The 18,337-nt window shown below is 47.3% G+C and carries 19 protein-coding genes; 9 read left to right on the top strand and 10 right to left on the bottom strand.

Going from position 1 to position 18,337, the window contains the following annotated elements; all coding sequences use genetic code 11:
• Positions 1–243: 243 nt before the first annotated feature.
• Both C1A11_RS06870 and C1A11_RS06865 read left to right on the top strand, forming a co-directional pair.
• Positions 244–1,275: a threonine aldolase family protein gene (locus tag C1A11_RS06870; protein ID WP_102049751.1), complete on the top strand. Its 1,032-nt coding sequence runs from the start codon at positions 244–246 to the stop codon at positions 1,273–1,275.
• A 183-nt stretch (positions 1,276–1,458) separates the two neighbouring features.
• Entirely contained in the window at positions 1,459–2,580 is a 1,122-nt protein-coding gene (locus C1A11_RS06865; protein WP_102049750.1) for a phosphorylase family protein, read from the top strand.
• A gap of 128 nt (positions 2,581–2,708) precedes the next feature.
• Here C1A11_RS06865 and C1A11_RS06860 read toward each other — a convergent pair whose 3' ends face one another.
• Both C1A11_RS06860 and C1A11_RS06855 read right to left on the bottom strand, forming a co-directional pair.
• Positions 2,709–2,924, bottom strand: a complete 216-nt coding sequence (locus tag C1A11_RS06860; RefSeq protein WP_102049749.1) for a PF20097 family protein — start codon at positions 2,922–2,924, stop codon at positions 2,709–2,711.
• A 93-nt stretch (positions 2,925–3,017) separates the two neighbouring features.
• Complete coding sequence (locus C1A11_RS06855; RefSeq protein WP_102049748.1) at positions 3,018–4,286, bottom strand: cation:proton antiporter; 1,269 nt, start codon at positions 4,284–4,286, stop codon at positions 3,018–3,020.
• Between the two features lie 187 nt (positions 4,287–4,473).
• Here C1A11_RS06855 and C1A11_RS06850 point away from each other — a divergent pair, with 187 nt between their 5' ends.
• Both C1A11_RS06850 and argH read left to right on the top strand, forming a co-directional pair.
• Positions 4,474–5,349: a LysR family transcriptional regulator gene (locus C1A11_RS06850; RefSeq protein WP_102049747.1), complete on the top strand. Its 876-nt coding sequence runs from the start codon at positions 4,474–4,476 to the stop codon at positions 5,347–5,349.
• Positions 5,350–5,618: 269 nt separating this feature from the next.
• The gene (gene argH / locus C1A11_RS06845; RefSeq protein WP_102049746.1) at positions 5,619–6,953 is read left to right on the top strand and encodes an argininosuccinate lyase; all 1,335 of its coding nucleotides are present in this window, start codon (positions 5,619–5,621) and stop codon (positions 6,951–6,953) included.
• Positions 6,954–7,142: 189 nt separating this feature from the next.
• Here argH and C1A11_RS06840 read toward each other — a convergent pair whose 3' ends face one another.
• The 4 genes from C1A11_RS06840 to C1A11_RS06825 form a co-directional block, all read right to left on the bottom strand.
• Positions 7,143–7,778 carry a glycerol-3-phosphate acyltransferase gene (locus C1A11_RS06840; RefSeq protein WP_102049745.1) on the bottom strand — a complete coding sequence of 212 codons (636 nt, stop codon included), beginning with the start codon at positions 7,776–7,778 and terminating at the stop codon, positions 7,143–7,145.
• Entirely contained in the window at positions 7,775–8,620 is an 846-nt protein-coding gene (locus C1A11_RS06835) for an MGDG synthase family glycosyltransferase (RefSeq protein WP_102049744.1), read from the bottom strand. Before C1A11_RS06835 ends, C1A11_RS06840 begins: the two co-directional genes overlap by 4 nt.
• Positions 8,545–8,895, bottom strand: a complete 351-nt coding sequence (locus tag C1A11_RS06830) for a hypothetical protein (protein WP_102049743.1) — start codon at positions 8,893–8,895, stop codon at positions 8,545–8,547. Before C1A11_RS06830 ends, C1A11_RS06835 begins: the two co-directional genes overlap by 76 nt.
• 113 nt (positions 8,896–9,008) lie before the next feature.
• Positions 9,009–10,190: an amidohydrolase gene (locus tag C1A11_RS06825; protein ID WP_102049742.1), complete on the bottom strand. Its 1,182-nt coding sequence runs from the start codon at positions 10,188–10,190 to the stop codon at positions 9,009–9,011.
• 115 nt (positions 10,191–10,305) lie between these two features.
• Between C1A11_RS06825 and C1A11_RS06820 the strand changes: the two genes are divergently transcribed.
• Positions 10,306–10,548 carry a hypothetical protein gene (locus tag C1A11_RS06820; RefSeq protein ID WP_102049741.1) on the top strand — a complete coding sequence of 81 codons (243 nt, stop codon included), beginning with the start codon at positions 10,306–10,308 and terminating at the stop codon, positions 10,546–10,548.
• 114 nt (positions 10,549–10,662) lie between these two features.
• Here C1A11_RS06820 and C1A11_RS06815 read toward each other — a convergent pair whose 3' ends face one another.
• The 3 genes from C1A11_RS06815 to C1A11_RS06805 form a co-directional block, all read right to left on the bottom strand.
• Positions 10,663–11,463, bottom strand: coding sequence for an HAD-IIA family hydrolase (locus C1A11_RS06815; protein ID WP_341458136.1), 801 nt, complete (start codon positions 11,461–11,463; stop codon positions 10,663–10,665).
• A 28-nt stretch (positions 11,464–11,491) separates the two neighbouring features.
• The gene (locus C1A11_RS06810) at positions 11,492–12,190 is read right to left on the bottom strand and encodes an MgtC/SapB family protein (protein ID WP_102049740.1); all 699 of its coding nucleotides are present in this window, start codon (positions 12,188–12,190) and stop codon (positions 11,492–11,494) included.
• Positions 12,191–12,274: 84 nt separating this feature from the next.
• Positions 12,275–12,967, bottom strand: coding sequence for a hypothetical protein (locus tag C1A11_RS06805; protein WP_102049739.1), 693 nt, complete (start codon positions 12,965–12,967; stop codon positions 12,275–12,277).
• Between the two features lie 144 nt (positions 12,968–13,111).
• Here C1A11_RS06805 and C1A11_RS06800 point away from each other — a divergent pair, with 144 nt between their 5' ends.
• Complete coding sequence (locus C1A11_RS06800; protein ID WP_180950272.1) at positions 13,112–13,792, top strand: YesL family protein; 681 nt, start codon at positions 13,112–13,114, stop codon at positions 13,790–13,792.
• 115 nt (positions 13,793–13,907) lie between these two features.
• Here C1A11_RS06800 and C1A11_RS06795 read toward each other — a convergent pair whose 3' ends face one another.
• Positions 13,908–14,630, bottom strand: a complete 723-nt coding sequence (locus C1A11_RS06795) for a glycerophosphodiester phosphodiesterase (RefSeq protein WP_102049737.1) — start codon at positions 14,628–14,630, stop codon at positions 13,908–13,910.
• A 421-nt stretch (positions 14,631–15,051) separates the two neighbouring features.
• Here C1A11_RS06795 and C1A11_RS06790 point away from each other — a divergent pair, with 421 nt between their 5' ends.
• From C1A11_RS06790 to C1A11_RS06780, 3 genes are read left to right on the top strand one after another with little or no spacing between them, the layout of a single operon-like run.
• A complete protein-coding gene (locus tag C1A11_RS06790; RefSeq protein ID WP_102049736.1) occupies positions 15,052–16,413 on the top strand; it encodes an ABC transporter substrate-binding protein in 1,362 nt (453 codons plus the stop codon).
• A 52-nt stretch (positions 16,414–16,465) separates the two neighbouring features.
• A complete protein-coding gene (locus tag C1A11_RS06785; protein WP_102049735.1) occupies positions 16,466–17,428 on the top strand; it encodes a carbohydrate ABC transporter permease in 963 nt (320 codons plus the stop codon).
• A 16-nt stretch (positions 17,429–17,444) separates the two neighbouring features.
• Positions 17,445–18,311: a carbohydrate ABC transporter permease gene (locus C1A11_RS06780; protein WP_242965861.1), complete on the top strand. Its 867-nt coding sequence runs from the start codon at positions 17,445–17,447 to the stop codon at positions 18,309–18,311.
• Positions 18,312–18,337 lie beyond the last annotated feature (26 nt).

Below are 18,337 nucleotides of genomic sequence, written 5' to 3'. Positions count from 1 at the left end.
CTGCATCGTTTTGCGGCAAATTGCCCCGCAGCCTATCTTTATATCATCCTGCCGCCGGTGTTGTTTCATTTCTCAAACAGGCACGGGGCAGCATTTTGTATTGTTGTAATATTTTTCATTTTACCACACCGCAGTTTTGTTTGCAATTTCCTTTACATTCGCTTTGTTGCGTTGCTATAATAAAATTTAAATATATTTTATATTCTGGCATCAACCATTACATACCGAAAGGTGGACTGCAATATGATCAGTTTTGCAAATGATTACAGCGAGGGCGCCTGCCCCCAAATTTTAGAAGCACTGGGCAAAGAAAACCTGCTGCAAAACCCGGGCTACGGGCTGGACGCACACTGTGAGGCCGCAGCAGATATGATTCGCACCCTTTGCGCCGCGCCAAATGCGGACGTGCATTTCCTCGTGGGCGGCACACAAGTAAACTTTATTTCTATCGCTGCTTTTCTGCGCCCTCATCAGGCAGCGATTGCAGCAGACTGCGGACATATTGCCACCCATGAAACCGGCAGTGTAGAGGCAACCGGGCACAAGATATGCACCGTGCCGGGTGTTAACGGTAAGCTGACGCCAGAGCTGGTGCGCCAGGTTGTGGCGGGTCACCCGAACGAACATATGGTGCAGCCAAAACTCGTTTTTCTCTCCAGCCCCAGCGAGTTCGGTACCATCTATTCCAAAGCAGAGCTGACTGAGATGCGCAAGGTATGCGACGAGCTTGGCCTTTATCTTTATTTGGACGGCGCACGCCTCGCGGCGGGGCTTACCTGCTCTGCCTGCGATGTTACCCTTGCCGACATTGCAGCTGTGGCCGATGCCTTCTATATTGGCGGCACGAAAAACGGCCTGCTGATGGGCGAAGCACTGGTTATTTTGAACGATGCACTGAAAGCCGATTTCCGCTACCTGGAAAAACAGCGGGGCGCCATGCTGGCCAAAGGGTTTTTGCTGGGCATTCAATTTGAAACGGTGCTAAAAGATGGCCTTTATTTTGCACTTGCCAAAAATGCAAACGACCGTGCCGATGAGCTGCGCCGTGGCTTTGCCGCTCTCGGTGTGCCGATGCTGGTGGATTCTCCGACGAACCAGCTTTTCCCTGTTTTGCCCAAAACCGTTACTGCCAAATTGGCAGAGCACTATGTCTTTGAGCAATGGGAAGACGTGGACAGTGAGCGCGAAGCTGTGCGCTTTGTATGCAGCTGGGCAACCCCGGCAGAAAACACTGCTGCTTTGTTGGCAGACCTGAACACACTGATGGGCGCTTAAATTACCATCGGTGGTAAAAAACACCTTTACGCCGTGTGCTGTACCCCAGCCACGGTGTTTTTTTGGCCTTTTTTGCACCTGCGGCGAAATTTTGTCATAGACTGGCGCAGCAGCCGGAATAGCGTTTGCCCTAATGCGGCTCTTTCCGGATAGAACGCAAACTGATAAGAGAGGTGTTTTTTCATGATCGGCGTTTTTTCAGAGGACGCAAACGAGATCACCTATTTACTGAATAAAGTAAAACTGATTGAAAAAAAGCAATTCGGTGAGATGGTTCTTTACGTCGCAGTTCTCAACAATACCAAATTTGTAATTGCAGATTCTGGCTATTGCAAGGTCAATATTGGTGCGGCAGCCGCACTGGCACATTACCTTTATAAGCTGGATCACATCATCGGCGTGGGCGACTGCGGATGCCTGCGCAGCCGTGGTGCAAACCCGGGCGATGTCGCCATCGCCGAAACCAGCCGGCAGTATGATGTGGATTACTCTGCTATCGGCTATCAGCCTTCGCTGGTGGTTGGACTTTCGCAGCCGCAGTACCCAGCAGACGAAGCGCTGGTTGCGCTGGCACAAGAGCAAGCCACCGCGCTAGAAATTCCGTTCATCGTTTCCAACTTTGGCTCTGCCGACCGTTTTCTCGCCGACGGCGACGAATTTTATGGGCTGAGTCAGGAGTTCGGCTTTGACACGGTGGATACCGAAACCGGTGCCCTTGGCGAATTTGCTTTTATTAACTCGATTCCCTACGTCTACGTTAAAGGCGTTTCTAACTTTGGTGATGCCGATGCGCCCGCTATGTATGAAGAGTATCGTCATATGGCTTACGAAGTCGCTTGCAAAGTTGTATATCAAATGCTTAATGTGCTTACTGGCGGTGGCGGCGGGTGTACTTGCACCGGCGGCGACCCGATGAGCATCCCCATCAATATCAGCACTTATACAGAAATGACCAAAACGCAGATTTTCGAAATGCTTGCGGTCACCCCTATTGCGCGGCTTTGCGTTGCTGAAAACGGGCAGCCCTATGCCGTGCCGATGGCCTTCCGCATGAAAGTGCGCGGCAACAGCATTATGTTCTGCCTTTACTCTCGTGCAGGCGGGCGCAAAATGCAGTGCATCACGCAGAACAGCAAAGTTTGCCTTGAGTTTGACTGGATGACCGAAAACGGCGTACTCAGCGTTGTCGTCACCGGCAAAGCGAAGATTTGCCACGGCAACTTTACTGCAGCCTGCAATAAAGACCTCTCTGCTATCGAGGTCACTGCGGACTCTATTACGGGCAGAATCTATCCTCTCTGCTAACCTCCTTTTGGCAACCCCCAAACAGCAAAACGCCTTGTGCCTGCAAAGTGCACCGGGCATTTTGCTGTTGCCCAATAAAAACACCGCAACCTTTGCTTGGCTGCGGTGTAAACTTTATGCTTTTTCTCTCAATCAGGCTCGGTGTCCGTGGTGTCGATTATCATCTTTTCACAGTCCGGGCAATAGTAAGCTTTCAGCTCGCTCGTCATTCCGCAAAGCTTTTTGCCCTTAAATGCTTCCAGAAAGCCGCGTTCCAACTGTTCATCAGAAAACCATCTTAAGACACGGCCTCTGCTGTCAATAATGCCTTTTTGCATCTTGCCGTGGCAATATGGGCATTGCATCACAATTTTTCTCCTTTCCCGCGCAGAAAACTCTGTGCAGTACCGCTTTGCTTTTATGATACCGGAAAATTCAGAAAAAGCAAATTTCTATAATTACTTTTTCATGCTTTGCTCGTTTTTGCGCAGCAGCTGTTCGGTGACAATCTCCACCTGATCACCCAGCTCGTAATTGTCCACCAGCCTGCTGCCCTGTAAGCCTTCGTATTTTTTCTCGCCTTTAAAGACAAGCTTAAGAAGCACAGGCGTAACCATCGCGCAGAAGATAACCATAATAATCAGCGAGCCGAAATATTCTGGTTGCAGCATATTCAGTGCCATGCCTTTGTTGGCTACAATCAACGCCACTTCGCCGCGGCAAACCATCCCCATACCTATCTGTACCGACTGCCGGTTCGTAAACCCGCAGGCTCTTGCGCCAAGGCCGCAGCCAATGAGTTTTGATACCACGCTTACCAGCACCAACAGCAGGGTAAATAAAATCAGGCGCGGGGTTAAGGCAGGCAACGTCACTTTAAGGCCGATGTTCGCAAAAAAGATTGGGGTAAGAAAAAGGTAGGAAAGCGGGTTGAATTTGCTGGCGATATAGCTGCCTTTAGAGGTGGAAGCGATGACGACACCGGCGGCAAATGCGCCGATGATATCCGCCACCCCAAAAACACTTTCGGCCGCCCACGCCATAAACAGGCACAGTGCAAATGCCAAAACCGGGAAACGGTGCAAGTCGCGTTCGTTAACCCGCCGGGCATACCAGTCAAACACCTTGGCTGCTGCAACGCCCATGGCAGCCACAAAGATAAAGAACAGCAGCACCTTAATCAGCACCACCACAATGCTTACCTTTGCGCCGGAAAGGCTGGTGATAACGGTAAGGCAAAGCAAGCCTAAAATATCGTCGATGAGGGCAGCGGCAAGAATTGTATTGCCGACCTTGGTATTCAGCTTGCCGATTTCTTTGAGCGTTTCCACCGTGATGCTCACCGATGTAGCAGTCAGCACTGCACCCATAAACACATGGGTCAGCACCGATGTGCTCGGTTCAAAGCAGTACATCAGCAATGCACCGAGCCCGAGCGGTACCACTACGCCCACCAAAGCTACCACAAAACCCGCTTTTCCGGATTCTTTGAGGTCTTTGATAGAGGTTCCCATGCCGGCACTGAACATAATGACGATAACACCCAGCTCTGCCAGCATACTTAAAAAATCGCTTGGCTGCAATACTCCAAAACAGGCGGGGCCAAGCAACAGCCCGGCTAGCAGTGCCCCTACCACCTGTGGCAGCTGAAACTTGCCGGTAAGTAGGCTAAGCAGTTTTGTAGAAACTAAAATAAGGCAAAGGGTTAAAAGATAATCGTAGGACATATTTTCTTCTCTCTTTCCCGGTCAAGGCTCTGCAAAAAATGGTGCAATGCTAAAAAAGTGTTTTTGCAGGACATGCAAATCTCTCTCGGTGCCATCATAGCACCAAAAATCAATAAATGAAAATTATAAATATTTATGCTTTTATAAAAATGTGTTATAGTTGTGAAAAAGACAAAGGGGTGTGCCTATGTTAGATTTTCGGATTTATACCTTTCTCGAAGTTTGCAAAACGATGAGCTTTACCAAAGCCGCGGAGCAACTGCACATTACACAGCCCGCAGTTTCTCAACACATCCGCTCGCTGGAAGAGTATTACGGCAACAAGCTGTTTCGGTACGAAAAGCGCAGTCTTACGCTAACAGCTGCCGGGAGGCTACTGATGGTAAGGGCCACCGCAATGAAAAATGATGAGCAGCTCTTAGCAGAGCAGATGGTTGCCCTGCCCCAGCAGCATACAACGCTTTATTTTGGCGCAACTATGACCATTGCCGGGTATACCCTCGCACCTCAGCTTGCACAATTTTTAAAAAGCCACCCAGACGCCGAAATGCGAATGATTCTTGGCAATACACAAGATTTGATGTCAAAACTGCGCACAGGCGAAATTCATTTTGCACTGCTTGAGGGTTTTCATGATGCAGAGCTGTTCGATGCGATTCCCTACCGCACCGAGCCGCTGGTTGCCATCTGCAACCCACGCCACCAATTTGCCACCCCTCCGCACTCTATTCAAGACTTGCTCAAAGAGCATATTCTTATTCATGACCCAGGTAGTGGTGCCCATGAAATTTTGAAAAAGAACCTCGATGCGCATAATATTCAGCTTAAAGACTTTGCGCGTGTCACCGAAATCGGCAGTCTGCACGCTCTGGTAGAGCTGGTAAAAACAGACATCGGCATCGCTTTTTTATACCGGGTTGCTGCAAAACAGCAATTGCAAAGTGGAGAGCTCGTTGAGATTCCTTTGCGTGACTGCAACTTTTCTCACGACTTTTCTTTTGTTTGGAACCGCGGAAGCACTTATGCCCCGTTATACCGGCAAATTTGCAGCGAACTAAAATAAGAGAACAGATTCGTTTTTATTTACTGTAAAGCTTCGTGGTGCTTTTCAACAAGAATTTTTATGCATTTGATTTATCAATTCGCAAGCTTAAAATGCCTCATTTCTTGTTTTACTTCAAGTTTAAAATAACAATATTTATAGTTTCCTGAAGGTTTTCTCCAATAATAGCTGCTTTTCAAAAATTGCAATATTATTCATAATTTTCTTGCTTTTTGAAACATCATATGTATAATTATACGTATCAATCTATTGTTAAAAGGAGGCAGAAAATGGAAGGGCAAGATAAAGCAAAACTGTGGGGCGGGCGTTTTCGTAAGCAAGAAGATGACCTGATGGCGCAGTTTAATAATAATTTCGAGCAAACGAAATGGCTTTATGAGGCAGATATTCTGGGCAGTATTGCCCATGTTGCCATGCAAACGCAGGTTGGGTTACTAACGCAAGAAGAGGGCGCTGTGCTTATCAAAGCACTCGAAGCTCTTTTGGCTGAAATCCAGTCCGGCGAGCTAGCATTAGAGGGCGATTACGAAGATATCCATACCTTTGTAGAACTGCAATTAACCGCGCGGGTGGGCGAGGTAGGCAAAAAGCTGCACACTGCCCGCAGCCGCAACGATCAGTGCAATCTGGATATGAAGCTGTATGTGCGCCAGCAGGTAACAAAAACACTGGCACTGGCCGAACAGCTAAAGACCACTCTAAAAGCCGTGGCCGAAAAGCACCCCTGCATCATGCCTGGGTACACCCATTTGCAGCGCGCGCAGGTGATTACGTTTAAGGCGCACCTGATGGCCTATCACGGTATGCTGACACGCGATGGGCTGCGGCTGCAAAACGCGCTTGTGGTGATGGACGAGAACCCGCTTGGGTGCGGTGCACTGGCAGGTACCACCCATGCAATTAATCGACAAATTACCACCACATTGCTCGGCTTTGCCAAACCTTACGACAATTTTTTAGACGGTGTCTCGGACCGGGACTTTTGCTTGGAGGCAATGTCGGATTTTTCGATTTTAATGATGCATCTTTCGCGCCTGGCCGAAGAGCTGGTGCTTTGGACGAGCCAGGAGTTTGGCTTTGTGGAACTGGACGACCGTTATACCACCGGCTCAAGCATTATGCCGCAAAAGAAAAACTCTGACGGTGCCGAACTGATTCGCGGAAAAACAGGCAGAGTTTACGGCAACCTGTTTGCTCTTTTAACCGTAATGAAAGGACTGCCCCTGGCCTATAACAAAGACATGCAGGAAGACAAAGAAGCTTTTTACGACAGCGCCCAAACGGTGCAGGCGTGTTTGACGATTATGGAGCGAATGATTGCTACGCTTTCGGTAAACAGTGATAAAATGAAAGCCGCCGTAAAAAAAGGCTTTTTAAATGCCACCGAAGTTGCCGATTACTTAGTCGCTCAGGGAATGCCCTTTCGTGATGCACACACTACCGTGGGTCAGCTTGTGATTTATTGTGAAGACCGCGGTATTGCAATTGAGGATCTTTCCGAATCGGAGCTTGCCTCTTTTTCTGAGCTGCTTGGTCCCGACCTGTATGCCTACATTGATTACGATAATATTTTGCAAAAAGGCATTAAGTGCGAGATGCTGTAGCACTTTGGTGTAAATCTTTTTGATAATCCAACTTATCGATTGACGGATACCCGTTTGGCGTTTCAGCGTTTCTCGCCATTACAAAAAATAAAAGCCCTCCGTTTTTGCCTTCAGACTGGGCAAAAACGGAGGGCTTGTTTTTATTTTTATAATAGCAAGAAAGCACTTTTACAGCTTGCCGCTTTGCAGCTAGCGGTGATTTTCTCTTTCCTGCTGTTTTGCATGGTGTGGGCCAAGATGTACAGAAGGCTTTTCGCCCTCATATCGCGCAAAATGACGCCTTATCACAACCACCGAAATCAGCACACAGCCGATGGTGTAAGAAGGAGTAGCAAGCCATAACGCAACCGTAGCGCCAAACAGAGTAAACGTGATAACCGAGCGGTAAAAATGCGGATCGATAACCGCCACCAAAGAAAAAAACAAATAATAGATTGCAAGGATAAGAGCCGGGGTTAACTCCGGCAGCAGACCCAGCAACGCGCCAAAAGACACGGCAATGGCCTTGCCGCCCCCACGCAACCCATAATAAAGCGGATATGCGTGCCCCAACACCGGCGCAGCAAGCACCAAGCCAAACCACGGGCTATCCGGCGTCAGGCGCTGGACGGCAATGGCCACCGGCAAAAAACCTTTCAGTAAATCCAATGCGACGCACACCGCACCAGGTAATGGCCCTGCATATCGAAAGACGTTTGCGGCTCCTGGGTTATGGTCTTTTCCCCGTGCGCAGATGTCGATGCCGCAAAACACTTTAGGGATTTCGTACGAGTACAATACACTGCCGGAAAGATACCCCGCCAATGCATACAGCAGATAGCTCATATTCGCTCCTCCCCTGCCAGCTTGCAGAGCAGAGCGGTGCAAGCTGCCGCTGCATTTGGCTTTGCATTACGTTGCTGTGCAGCTTTCATCTGCTCACGCAGGTCGCACTGATGCAGGAGCCTGCGCCCGGCCGCAATCTGCTCGCTTGCATCTGCACCGGTCAGCGAAAGGCCTCGACTGCAAAAAAAGCGCAAATTGGCCGTTTCGCACCCGGGAATGGGAGCAGTATGGATAATTGGTACCCTTTTGCAAAGCGCCTCGGTAGAAGTAAGCCCGCCCGGCTTGGTAAAAAGCAGATCTGCCGCATCCAAGTAAAGCGGAACCTGATAAGTGTATCCTACCGGATGCAGCGTAGGTATTTGCTCCGCTTCCTGTCGCATCTGGTCCAGCAAACGCCCATCCCGTCCACAGAGTACGGCTATCTGGGTACCGCGCAACCCGGCAGCTGCAAGCCTTGCAAACTGCCGCATTTCTCCAAATGCCATGCTTCCGCCCATCACTACCGCAAGCGCGTCTGCTGGTAAAAATCCTAATGCAGCCTTTGCCGCTGCGGCACTTTTGGGCGATGTATAGGCCGGGTCAACCGGAATCCCAATAGGATACAACTTTTCCCGTGGAATTCCTTTTTGCACAAACTCGGGGATTAGGTCTTCATGCCCCACTACATACGCATCGCAGCGCGTTTCTTCCCAAAATGGAATACACGTATAGTCGGTAGCAATCGCCACCGTTTTTTGGCGCAGCAGCCCTTGCCTTTTCATATAGGTCAGCAGTTCTGCACCATACAAATGGGTAGTGGCAATAACGTCACAATCGTGCCTTGCAGGTAATTTTGCAAGCATTTTTTCAGCCCGCTGTTCGCATAATAAACAGGGGATTTTCGGTTAGGGGCGCTGATTGCATCGCCCAGATGGTAAGCAGCGCCAAATAAATCCGGCGTGTATTTTGCAGCATGAATATAAAGGTCTCCTACCACCCGCGAAACCCGTGCACTTTTCAGCCGCATCATGTCCACCAGCACAGCCTGGTGGCCCTCTTTTAAAAGCTGAGCGCGCAGTGCTTTCGCTGCCGTGTTGTGCCCCTCGCCGGTGTTACAAGATAAGATTAAAACCTTCATCAGTTTCCCTGCTCTCTTCACGAGATCTTCTTTCTTTTATTGTACCACCGGTCATTTTTGCTCACAATGGACAGCCGCGGCACATTGTCCAAACAGCTGACCACCGCACTTTACTAGCCTGCATCGTTGGTGTTTGCCCATATGTCTTTGCCGTCTTTTTTGTGATAAACTACTTTACCGTTCATCACAGTGGCAAGCACCTGCGTTTTAATCTCCAGTGGATCGCCGTCTGTAATAATAAAATCGGCATCTTTACCTGGTTTTAAACTGCCCAAACGGTTTTCCAGCCTGCAAATGCGGGCCGCATTGATTGTAATCGCCCTCAGCGCCGCCTCGTGGCCCATCCCCTCTTTTGCCGCAAGCGCTGCACAGATAGGCAGATATTGCAACCGGGTTACCGGGTGGTCTGTAGTCAGCGCTACCAGCACCCCGGCTTTGTCTAGAACTCCTGCTGTTTTAAAATCAGCCTCCTCCACCTCTATTTTGCTGCGAGAAGCCAGTGAAGGCCCCACAATGGCAGGAAACCCACTTTCGGCAATCTCCTGCACAATCAAATGCCCCTCGGTACAATGGTCGAGCGTTAGCCCTAAGTGAAACTCTTTGGCAATGCGAATCGCAGTTAAAACATCATCTGCGCGATGTACATGCGCTTTCAGCGGAATTTGTCCTTCAAACACAGGACGATAGCACTCCAGTTTAAAGTCAGGCTCGCCTTCTCCTTTTGTCTGGCTTTCTAAATATCGCTGCGCGCGAAACAGTTCTTCTCTCAGCAGCGCTGCAATCCCCATGCGGGTCATGGGGGCCTTTCCGCTGCCGCCGTAATCCTTTTTGGGGTTCTCGCCAAAAGCAATTTTCATGGCTGCCGGGGCGAGCAGCGTCATCTTTTCAACGCTGCGTCCGTCTGTTTTGATAAAAGCAAACTGCCCGCCTACCACATTAGAGCTGCCCGGCCCCACCATAACCCCTGTAATACCCGCTGCTACCGCATTATGGAAAGCGCTGTCCATTGGGTTAATGGCATCGAGCGCCCGCAAACTAGGCGCAAGGGGATTCGTTTTTTCGTTGCAATCGTCTCCCACGCTTCCTATTTTGTCTTCTGAAATGCCAATGTGGCTGTGCGAATCAATAAAGCCGGGATAAATTTCAAGGCCGATTGCATCCCATACCTCTGCACCTTCCGGTACCGGTAGGTTTGGGGCTATTTTTACAATTTTGCCGTCTACTGCCAGTAAATCTGCTTTTAATGTACCTGTGGGCTCCATTGTATGGATGTTGCCGCTTTTTACAAAAAGCATCTTCTACTCCTCATCGCTACATATTTATTCTTTTTCCGGGAATATTGTAAACGGATCGTTTCAAACTATCCATAAGTCAACCAACCAAATTTTATTTTGAAGGAGTGTCTTTTAAATGTACAATTCTAACAATCGCAACAGCCAGAACAGCCAGAACAGCAAAAACTGCCAGAATAGCCAGAACAAACAACCGAACCAATACAGCAGCGAGAGTGAGAACAAACACCCCAACCAGTACAGCAACCAGAGCGAGAACAAGCATCCCAACCAGTACAGCAGCGAGAGTGAAAACAAACACCCGAACCAGTACAGCAACGAGACGGACGAGCACAAACACCCGAACCAGTACACTCGCTAAAACTAAATTTGTTTGTATAAAAGCCAGAAGCGGAGTCCTCGAACTTTATCGGGTACTCCGCTTCTGGTTTATTTTTTGCATCAGTATAGCCGTTGCGGCTACAATTGCTTTGCTTTATTTAAATGTATTTAATATCTGTGCCATTTCTCCTAACGAATCATATACCGCATCGGGGATTATTTCAGCACTCTCAAGCTGCTCCTTGCGGGTTTCGCCCGTTAACACCAGCACTCCTCGGGCGCCATTATTTACTCCGGTGGCAACGTCGGTATAAAGCCGGTCGCCTACAAAAGTAATTTGGTCTCGAGAGCAATCTGTTTGGTCTAAAATCATCTCTACCGTTTCTGCAAATGGCTTTCCGAGGTAGGTTGGCTTTTTGTCGGTTGAAAGTGTGATTGCCGCACAAAAACTGCCGCAGTCAGGAATGAACCCATTTTCCGTAGGGCAGTTAATGTCTAAATGGGTTGCCAAAAACAACGCACCATTGCGGATATAGGTGCAAGCATTAGAAAGCTTTTGATAGGTAAGCGTTGTATCAAAAGCCACTACTACAATATCGGGTTGTTCCTGAATAAGCCGAATTCCCGCTTGACGAAAGCTTTCTTCTAAAGGTGGAGTTCCAACCAAGTAAACTGTTTTCTCTGGGTAATGGCTGCGCAGATATCTAATCGTCACATCGCCACTCGTCATAATTTGGCTGCGTGAAATAGGGCACCCCATCTTGGCCAGTTTGTTTATATAATCTTCGGGCGCACGAGAAGAGTTATTGGTAAAAAATAGATAGTGTTTTTCTGCTTTTTGGGTGGCTTTCAAAAAATCTGCTGCCCCCGGCAGAATCGTCTCGCCCAAATAAAAAGTACCGTCCATATCCAGCACAAAAAGCCGGGTATCGCGTAACAATTGCTCTCGGTCCAATCCGCTTCCTCTTTTCTTTTACTTGGTGCTAAAGCTCTTCCATATAACGCACATAATCTTGCGTGCGCAATTGGTTTAGCAATTCCATTCTGCCGCGGGCATCTTCCATCTCCAGGGTCGCCACGGCGTTTGGTCCTTCTCCTTTTATTTTGCTTTTCCCTATTTCGAAATTCACCACTTTTATTTTCAACTTTCGCATTTCACCAATAAATGTACTTACCCCTTTGTTGCTATCAAATTCTATGTAAGCATCAAACACTTTGGAGCGTTTATGAATTTCTTCATCCACCCAACTCAGCACTTTCAACGTAAAGATCACAAGCAAAAGCGTTACTAGGGCACCATCTACAAACCCAATGCCTACCGCAAGGCCCAAACAAGCGCAGGTCCATAAGCTGGCCGCGGTAGTAAGCCCTCTCACTTGGTTGCGCCCGGTGACGATAATGGTACCCACACCCAAAAAGCCAACACCGCTAATAACTTGTGCTGGCAACCGATCAATATAATTGCTGCCGTTTGTCGTCATGTAAATGAACTGACCGGTTAGCATTACAAGGGCTGAGCCCAAACAAACCAGCGTGTGTGTTTTGATGCCGGCCCCGCGGCGCTTCATGCCACGGTCCAAGCCAACAACGATTCCGATAATCAGCGCGCTCACCATACGAATTATAATCGCACCGGTGCACCATGAAGCACAATAATCTGAAATCTGCTTCCAAAGTGTCATTGGGATTTCCTCCTATTCGTTTCAGTGGCACCAATCTGCCATGCTTGTAGCGTACTGGTACCTGGATTATCTTTTTATTAAAGTTCAGTTAAAGCAATATCGAATAAAGTCCGTAAGCTGAGCGGTATGCGGCGCACTGGCTGGCACCAGCAAATAGTAGGTATCGGTAATGGCTGGGTCCTGGTCCACCCCAATGCCTGCCACGAAACGGCTTTGTGTCATATCCAGCGCCAGGCAAACAGTCTTGCCATCTTTAAAGGTGGGAACCAAACTATTTTGTAATGCTTTTTTCAAATCGTCCGGCAATATTTCATTTAGGTCTTTGAGCGGGATCAACTCTTGATAATGCTGCATCACTTCACTGCTCGTTACAATAAAATCCAGCTCGTGCGTTGCCATGTACGCGATAATTTTGCCATTGCTTGCAGCAGTATAATCGCTGGCCTTTCCCCCAAGATCAATATAGAGAGAATCATCAAAAACTACACTTTGATTCTTTTGTAGGGATAAGGTCGTTTGATAATCTTTTTGCAGTTCTTCCGCCGAAAAAAGATTCCATTCGTCATTTGTAAAAAAGCCTTGCAATACTACTTCTTTTTGGCTTTGTGCAACCATATCCCCAATGTAAAAGCCGACACATATAAGCACTATCAGCCCAATCAGCCAACCGCGGTAATAGTGCAGCAGATAGCCGACCCGTTTTTTCCAGGAAAGCGCGCGAAGCTTTTCTTTTTCTTGTTGATACCAGCTTTTGAACCTATTTTCGGTTGTTATCATGCGGTTGCTCCGTTCTTTTTCTTTTCTGTAGGCAATGTTCTTTGCATAAAATTAGAAAACATTTCCTTTTTTGTTCTTTCCGACTATAATAAGCAAAAGAGCATTAAGTGACTCTTGGTTTATCCTCAAAAGGAGATGTCGCAAATGATTCCCCTGTTTAATCCGGAAAATAAATTTTGGAGCTTCATTGGCAAATTGGCGGATCTGGTTTGTCTTAGTCTTTTATGGGTATGTACCAGTCTTCCTGTTTTTACCATAGGTGCTACAATAACAGCATTTTACAACTTTACAATTCATCAAGTCAACGATACGGAAAGCACGGTTTGGCATGGTTTCTTTACAGCTTTTCGCAAATGTTTTAAAAAGGCGACCTGCCTGTGGGGCATCCAACTAATTGGTACAGCTTTTTTGGTTTGCGACTTTTGGCTCGCTTGGCAATATTACCTTTCTCATAACGAAGGTTTTGGCGCCTTACTGATTCTCAGCGTAATTTGCTGTGTGTCTTTTATCTTTTTCAGCTGCTTTTTTTATACTTATCCATTGCTTGCAATCTTTGATTTTCCGCTTAAAAAGCTTTTGTCCCACTCTTTTATCATGGCAATGGGCAACCTGCCCGTTACAATTACGCTTTGGGTATGCTGGGGATTATGCAGTGTGGGTATTTATTACCTAAGCGGAGTATTCTTTGTATGGATTGGACTGGCTATTTTTATTTCTTCCTATTTTCTTTTCGGCGTATTCAAAAAATATACCGGCGAGCTTACAGAAGAGCAAACCTTGCATGCGAGGCGTAAAAAACGCTGCAAAGAACAAGAGGTTATCTGATTTGTACAAAAAGCGACAGCCTGCTCTCGATGGGCGTAGGCTGCCGCTTTTTTGGGGTGTGTTGCTTTTTGGAGAAAAGCCAAATATCATTCAGAGAAATCTCGCGTGCAAAGAGTCACTCCAAAATATTTGTGGTAATAAAATCGACCCCCATGTCTACCAAAGCATTGCCTTCCGCTTCGGTGTTCACCGTCCAGCAATTTACTTGCAACCCGGCACTATGCACCTCACGCACAATTTCTGGCGTCAGCGCACTGTGGCGAATATCTAGGTCGAGATGATATTTTTTCAAGGTGTTTATAGAGCCGGATTCCCAACTGTTTAACAGGTATTGCGCGGCTTGTTCGGGGTAACGGCGGCGCAATGCGACCAGATTTTTCAGCTGGAACGAAATAAAGATGACATGCTCAAGATATTGCAGCTTATCAACCTCTGCTACAATTTTATAAATATCTGACGCTTTCAATTCGTTCTTTAGCTCCAGGACACAATCTTTTTGATATTTTTTGCAGATATTAACGTACTCGGCCAAGGTAGGGAGGCGCAAGTCGGCCCGCCCACGTGTACCATCCGTATCCATTAATTGCAACTGTCGCAGTGTTTGAAAGGTGGTTTGTTCTATAATAAGGCTGTCACCGCCTACTCGGGCGGTGTCATCGTCGTGACAAATAATAAACTGGCCGTCCACTGTACGGTGTACGTCTGTTTCTATTGCATAATATCCTGCATGATTACCTGCCGCTACAAAAGCTGAGCAGGTATTTTCTTTTTCTAAGCCACTTAACCCTCGGTGCGCGACCATCTTTACCTGCTTGCGATTAATTTTAATCGTATCCATTTTGCCGCATTCTTTCCTTCTCTGATTTGGCGGACAGCGCGATTTTTGTCGCTTTGCCGACCGAGAATTTAACAAGAGTTTAACACTGCCTCGGCCAGTTTTCAATGCTTCGATTTACAGTAGCGCAATAGTGTTATAGTTTTTGGTGTTCTGCACAATTAGATGGACGATTTTAACTCGCACCTTTCAAAATGTTGCGTATTTTTGGAACAAAATCATTATTGAAACCAGATATTGTAAAATTATTCCAATAAAGCTATACTGTGGATATCAAATTTTAAACAATGTGTCAAATTTATCACAATCTTTTACTTGCATGCAGATTCCGGTTTTCCTCAAAAAAGTAACCAAGATGCTGGAGATATTAGCAATCCCCGCATTTTAGATTAGCACAGCTTTAAATTGGAAAAGGAGTAAAAACATGAAAAAGAGTTTTCTGCGCAACTACAAGTCAGTAGCCTGCGTCGCGATGGCAGCAAGCTTGTTGCTGACCGCATGCAGCGGGTCTACTGGCGCCCCCGCTTCTCCCGCTTCCTCTGCAGCTTCGGTAGCCTCTTCGGCAGCAGGCGGCGACTACGCCGTTACCGAGCCCATCAAAATCGTCTGGTGGCATGCACTCGAGTCTCAGTACGACGAGCTGGTTGCATCTGTTGTGGATGATTTCAACAAGTCGCAAGACATGATTACTGTGGAAGCGCAGTACATCGGCAAGTACAAAGATGTCAACGAGGCCCTTGTGGCTGCAAACGCCGCTGGCTCCGGGTTGCCTGGTGTAGTGGTTGCCAATACCGACTATGTTGCCTCTTACGGCGAATCCGGCCTGTTTGAAAACCTGGATCCATATATTAAAGGCACCGGCTATGACGCAAACGATTTTGCTGAAGGCTTGCTGAGAAGTGCACAGTATGATGGCAAACAGGTTTCTCTGCCCTTCCTGCATTCTACACAGGTAATTTACTATAACAAAGATATGGCGAAAGAAAGAGGTCTCACCATCCCCGATAAAATCACCGATTTTGGTGCTTTCCTTGAATCCGCCACCCAGAAAGCAGCCGATGGTTCTACCTCTGTTTACGGCACAGTGTTCCCCGGTTGGGACCAATGGTATTTTGAAACGCTGTACCTCAACGAAGGCGTTAATATCATCAATGAGGATAATACCTGCGATTTGAATGGCGATGCAGCGCTGAAAGTAACCCAGCAACTGCAGGATTGGTGCAATGAGGGCGTTGCCTACTGGGCTTCCGGCGAAGATGCTTCGGCTGTGATGCGTCAGAATTTCTATGACGGCAAATGCTTCTCTGTTCTGCACACCTCTTCTCTCTATAATAACTATGTAGATAACTGCTCGTTTGAAGTTGGTATGGCATGGTACCCCGCTGGCTCTACCGGAGATAAAAATTCCGAGGTTGGCGGCTGTGTACTCGGCATTCCTTCCAAAAATGATCAGGCAACCAAAAATGCAGCTTGGGTCTTCTTGCAGTACCTGTGCGGCAAAGAAGTCAACATGAAATGGGCCGAAGGCACCGGCTACCTGCCCACCCGTAAATCCGTACTCGAAACACAGGAAGGCAAAGACTTCCTGACGCAGAAACCCGAGTTCCAGTGCATCTTTGACAATCTGAACCTGGTGAATCCGCGCATTCAGAGCGGCGCATGGAGTGAACTCGCTACCACCTGGAAGAACTACATGGATCAGATTATGCTTGAGAAATCTGACGTCACAAAGAGTTCCAACGATATGGTAGTCGAGATTGACGAAATTTTGGCTGACCATTCTTAAAGCGTAACTATACTACCGTAGAATTACCCTTTTGGGGAAAGGATTTGAAACCATGGCAAATACATCTTCTACGGCAGTTCTTGCAGAGCGAGCACCCGCTTCTTCACCAAAGAAGAAGCGGGGCCTTTCCGCAAGGACCCGCTCTAAAATTGGAGATTTTATGTTTGTTGTGCCGGCATTGGTTTTGCTGGCTGTTTTTACTTATTACCCTATCTGCAAGCTATTTCAGATTAGTCTCACCGACTGGAATCTACTCAACGATACCTGGAAGTTTGTAGGGTTAAAAAACTGGATTTGGCTATTTACCGGCACCGGCGCAAAATATCTATGGAACTCACTAAAAATCACTTTCTTATATTCTCTCGGTGAGCTTACGGTCACTATTGTGGGCGGTATGCTTTTTGCCCTGCTGTTTAACCGCATGTCCCGCTCGTTCAGTTTGATGCGGGCTATCGTGTTCATGCCGAAATACGTGGCGATGTCTTCTGCCGCGGTTGTTTTTTTATGGATATTGAATACCGATTCGGGCGTTTTAAATTATCTGATTAAAAGTGTAGGGCTACAGCCTGTAGATTGGCTGAACCAAAAAAGCACCGCACTGATTTCTATTCTTATGCTTACGGGCTGGCGCGTCATCGGCTACGGCATGATGATTTACCTCTCCGCTATGATAGGAATTTCTAAGGATTATTACGAAGCATCTTCACTGGATGGTGCCAACGGACGGCAGCAGTTCTTCCGCATTACGCTGCCATTGCTTTCGCCCACCACCTTGTTTTTGCTTGTCACCACATTCCTTTCTTCTATGAAAGTCTTCCAGTCTGTGGATATTTTGACTTCTGGCGGGCCTTCGCGGTCTACCGAAGTATTCGTTTACTTAATTTACCGATATGCAATGGTAGATTTCCGTATGGACCGGGCTGCTACTTCTGCTGTGATGTTCTTCCTGATTCTTCTCACCATCACGATAGCAACCATGAAGTATTCTAACAACAAAGTAACCTATGACTCCTAAGCGAAAGGACACGTTTATGAAGAAAGAAAAAACTATAGACCACAATCCACGCAAACCGCACAATGCGTGGTACTATATGCAATGGGTGGTGGCTATTCTGGTCACGCTGATCATGCTGTTCCCTATTTATTGGATGATTGCCACCTCTTTAAAATCCGCACAGGAAGTTCAGCTGGTTATCCCCACCCTGTTTCCTCATAGCTTTCACCCTGAAAACTATTCTTATGTGCTAAAGCGTGCCAACTTTTTCAAGTATTACTGGAATACCATCGTGATGACTGCGGGCATTTTGTTTTTACAGGTAACCACCGGCATTTTGGCAGCTTACGGGTTTGCACGCGGCGACTTTAAAGGCCGAAACGTAATGTTTTATTTGGTGCTGGGCGCATTGATGATTCCTCTACAGGTCACTTTTATTCCCATCTATATCATGTGTTCTAACTGGGGACTTTGCGATACCTTTTTAGGGCTGATTTTGCCAGAGGCTGTTTCTGCATATTATATTTTCATGCTCCGCAACACGTTTCTTTCGATCGACCCCAGCTACACCGATGCCGGACGTATTGATGGTTTAGGACGGCTGGGCTGCATCACACATGTGCTGGTACCCATGAGCAAAGCGACAATCTTTACCGTGACGCTCGTTACCTTTACAAATGGGTGGAATGCTTATTTTTGGCCCAAAATTATTGCCAAAAATGAAGTGCGCCGCGTACTTACAGTAGGCCTTGCACAGCTAAAAAATACTTTTGCCGGGCAATCGGTTTCTAACTATCACCAAATTATGGCTGGCGCTGTGCTCGCTATTTTGCCGGTGGTAATTCTGTTTTTGATTTTCCAAAAATATATGATGACCGGCTATTCCAAGGCTGCAATGAAGTAAAAAATGGCGGCTGAATTCAGCCGCCA

This window comes from Pygmaiobacter massiliensis (assembly GCF_900199435.1).
GTDB classification, from domain to species: domain Bacteria; phylum Bacillota; class Clostridia; order Oscillospirales; family Ruminococcaceae; genus Pygmaiobacter; species Pygmaiobacter massiliensis.
Note: the sequence above shows the minus strand (reverse complement) of the source record. Positions and strands in the feature narration are given on the sequence as shown.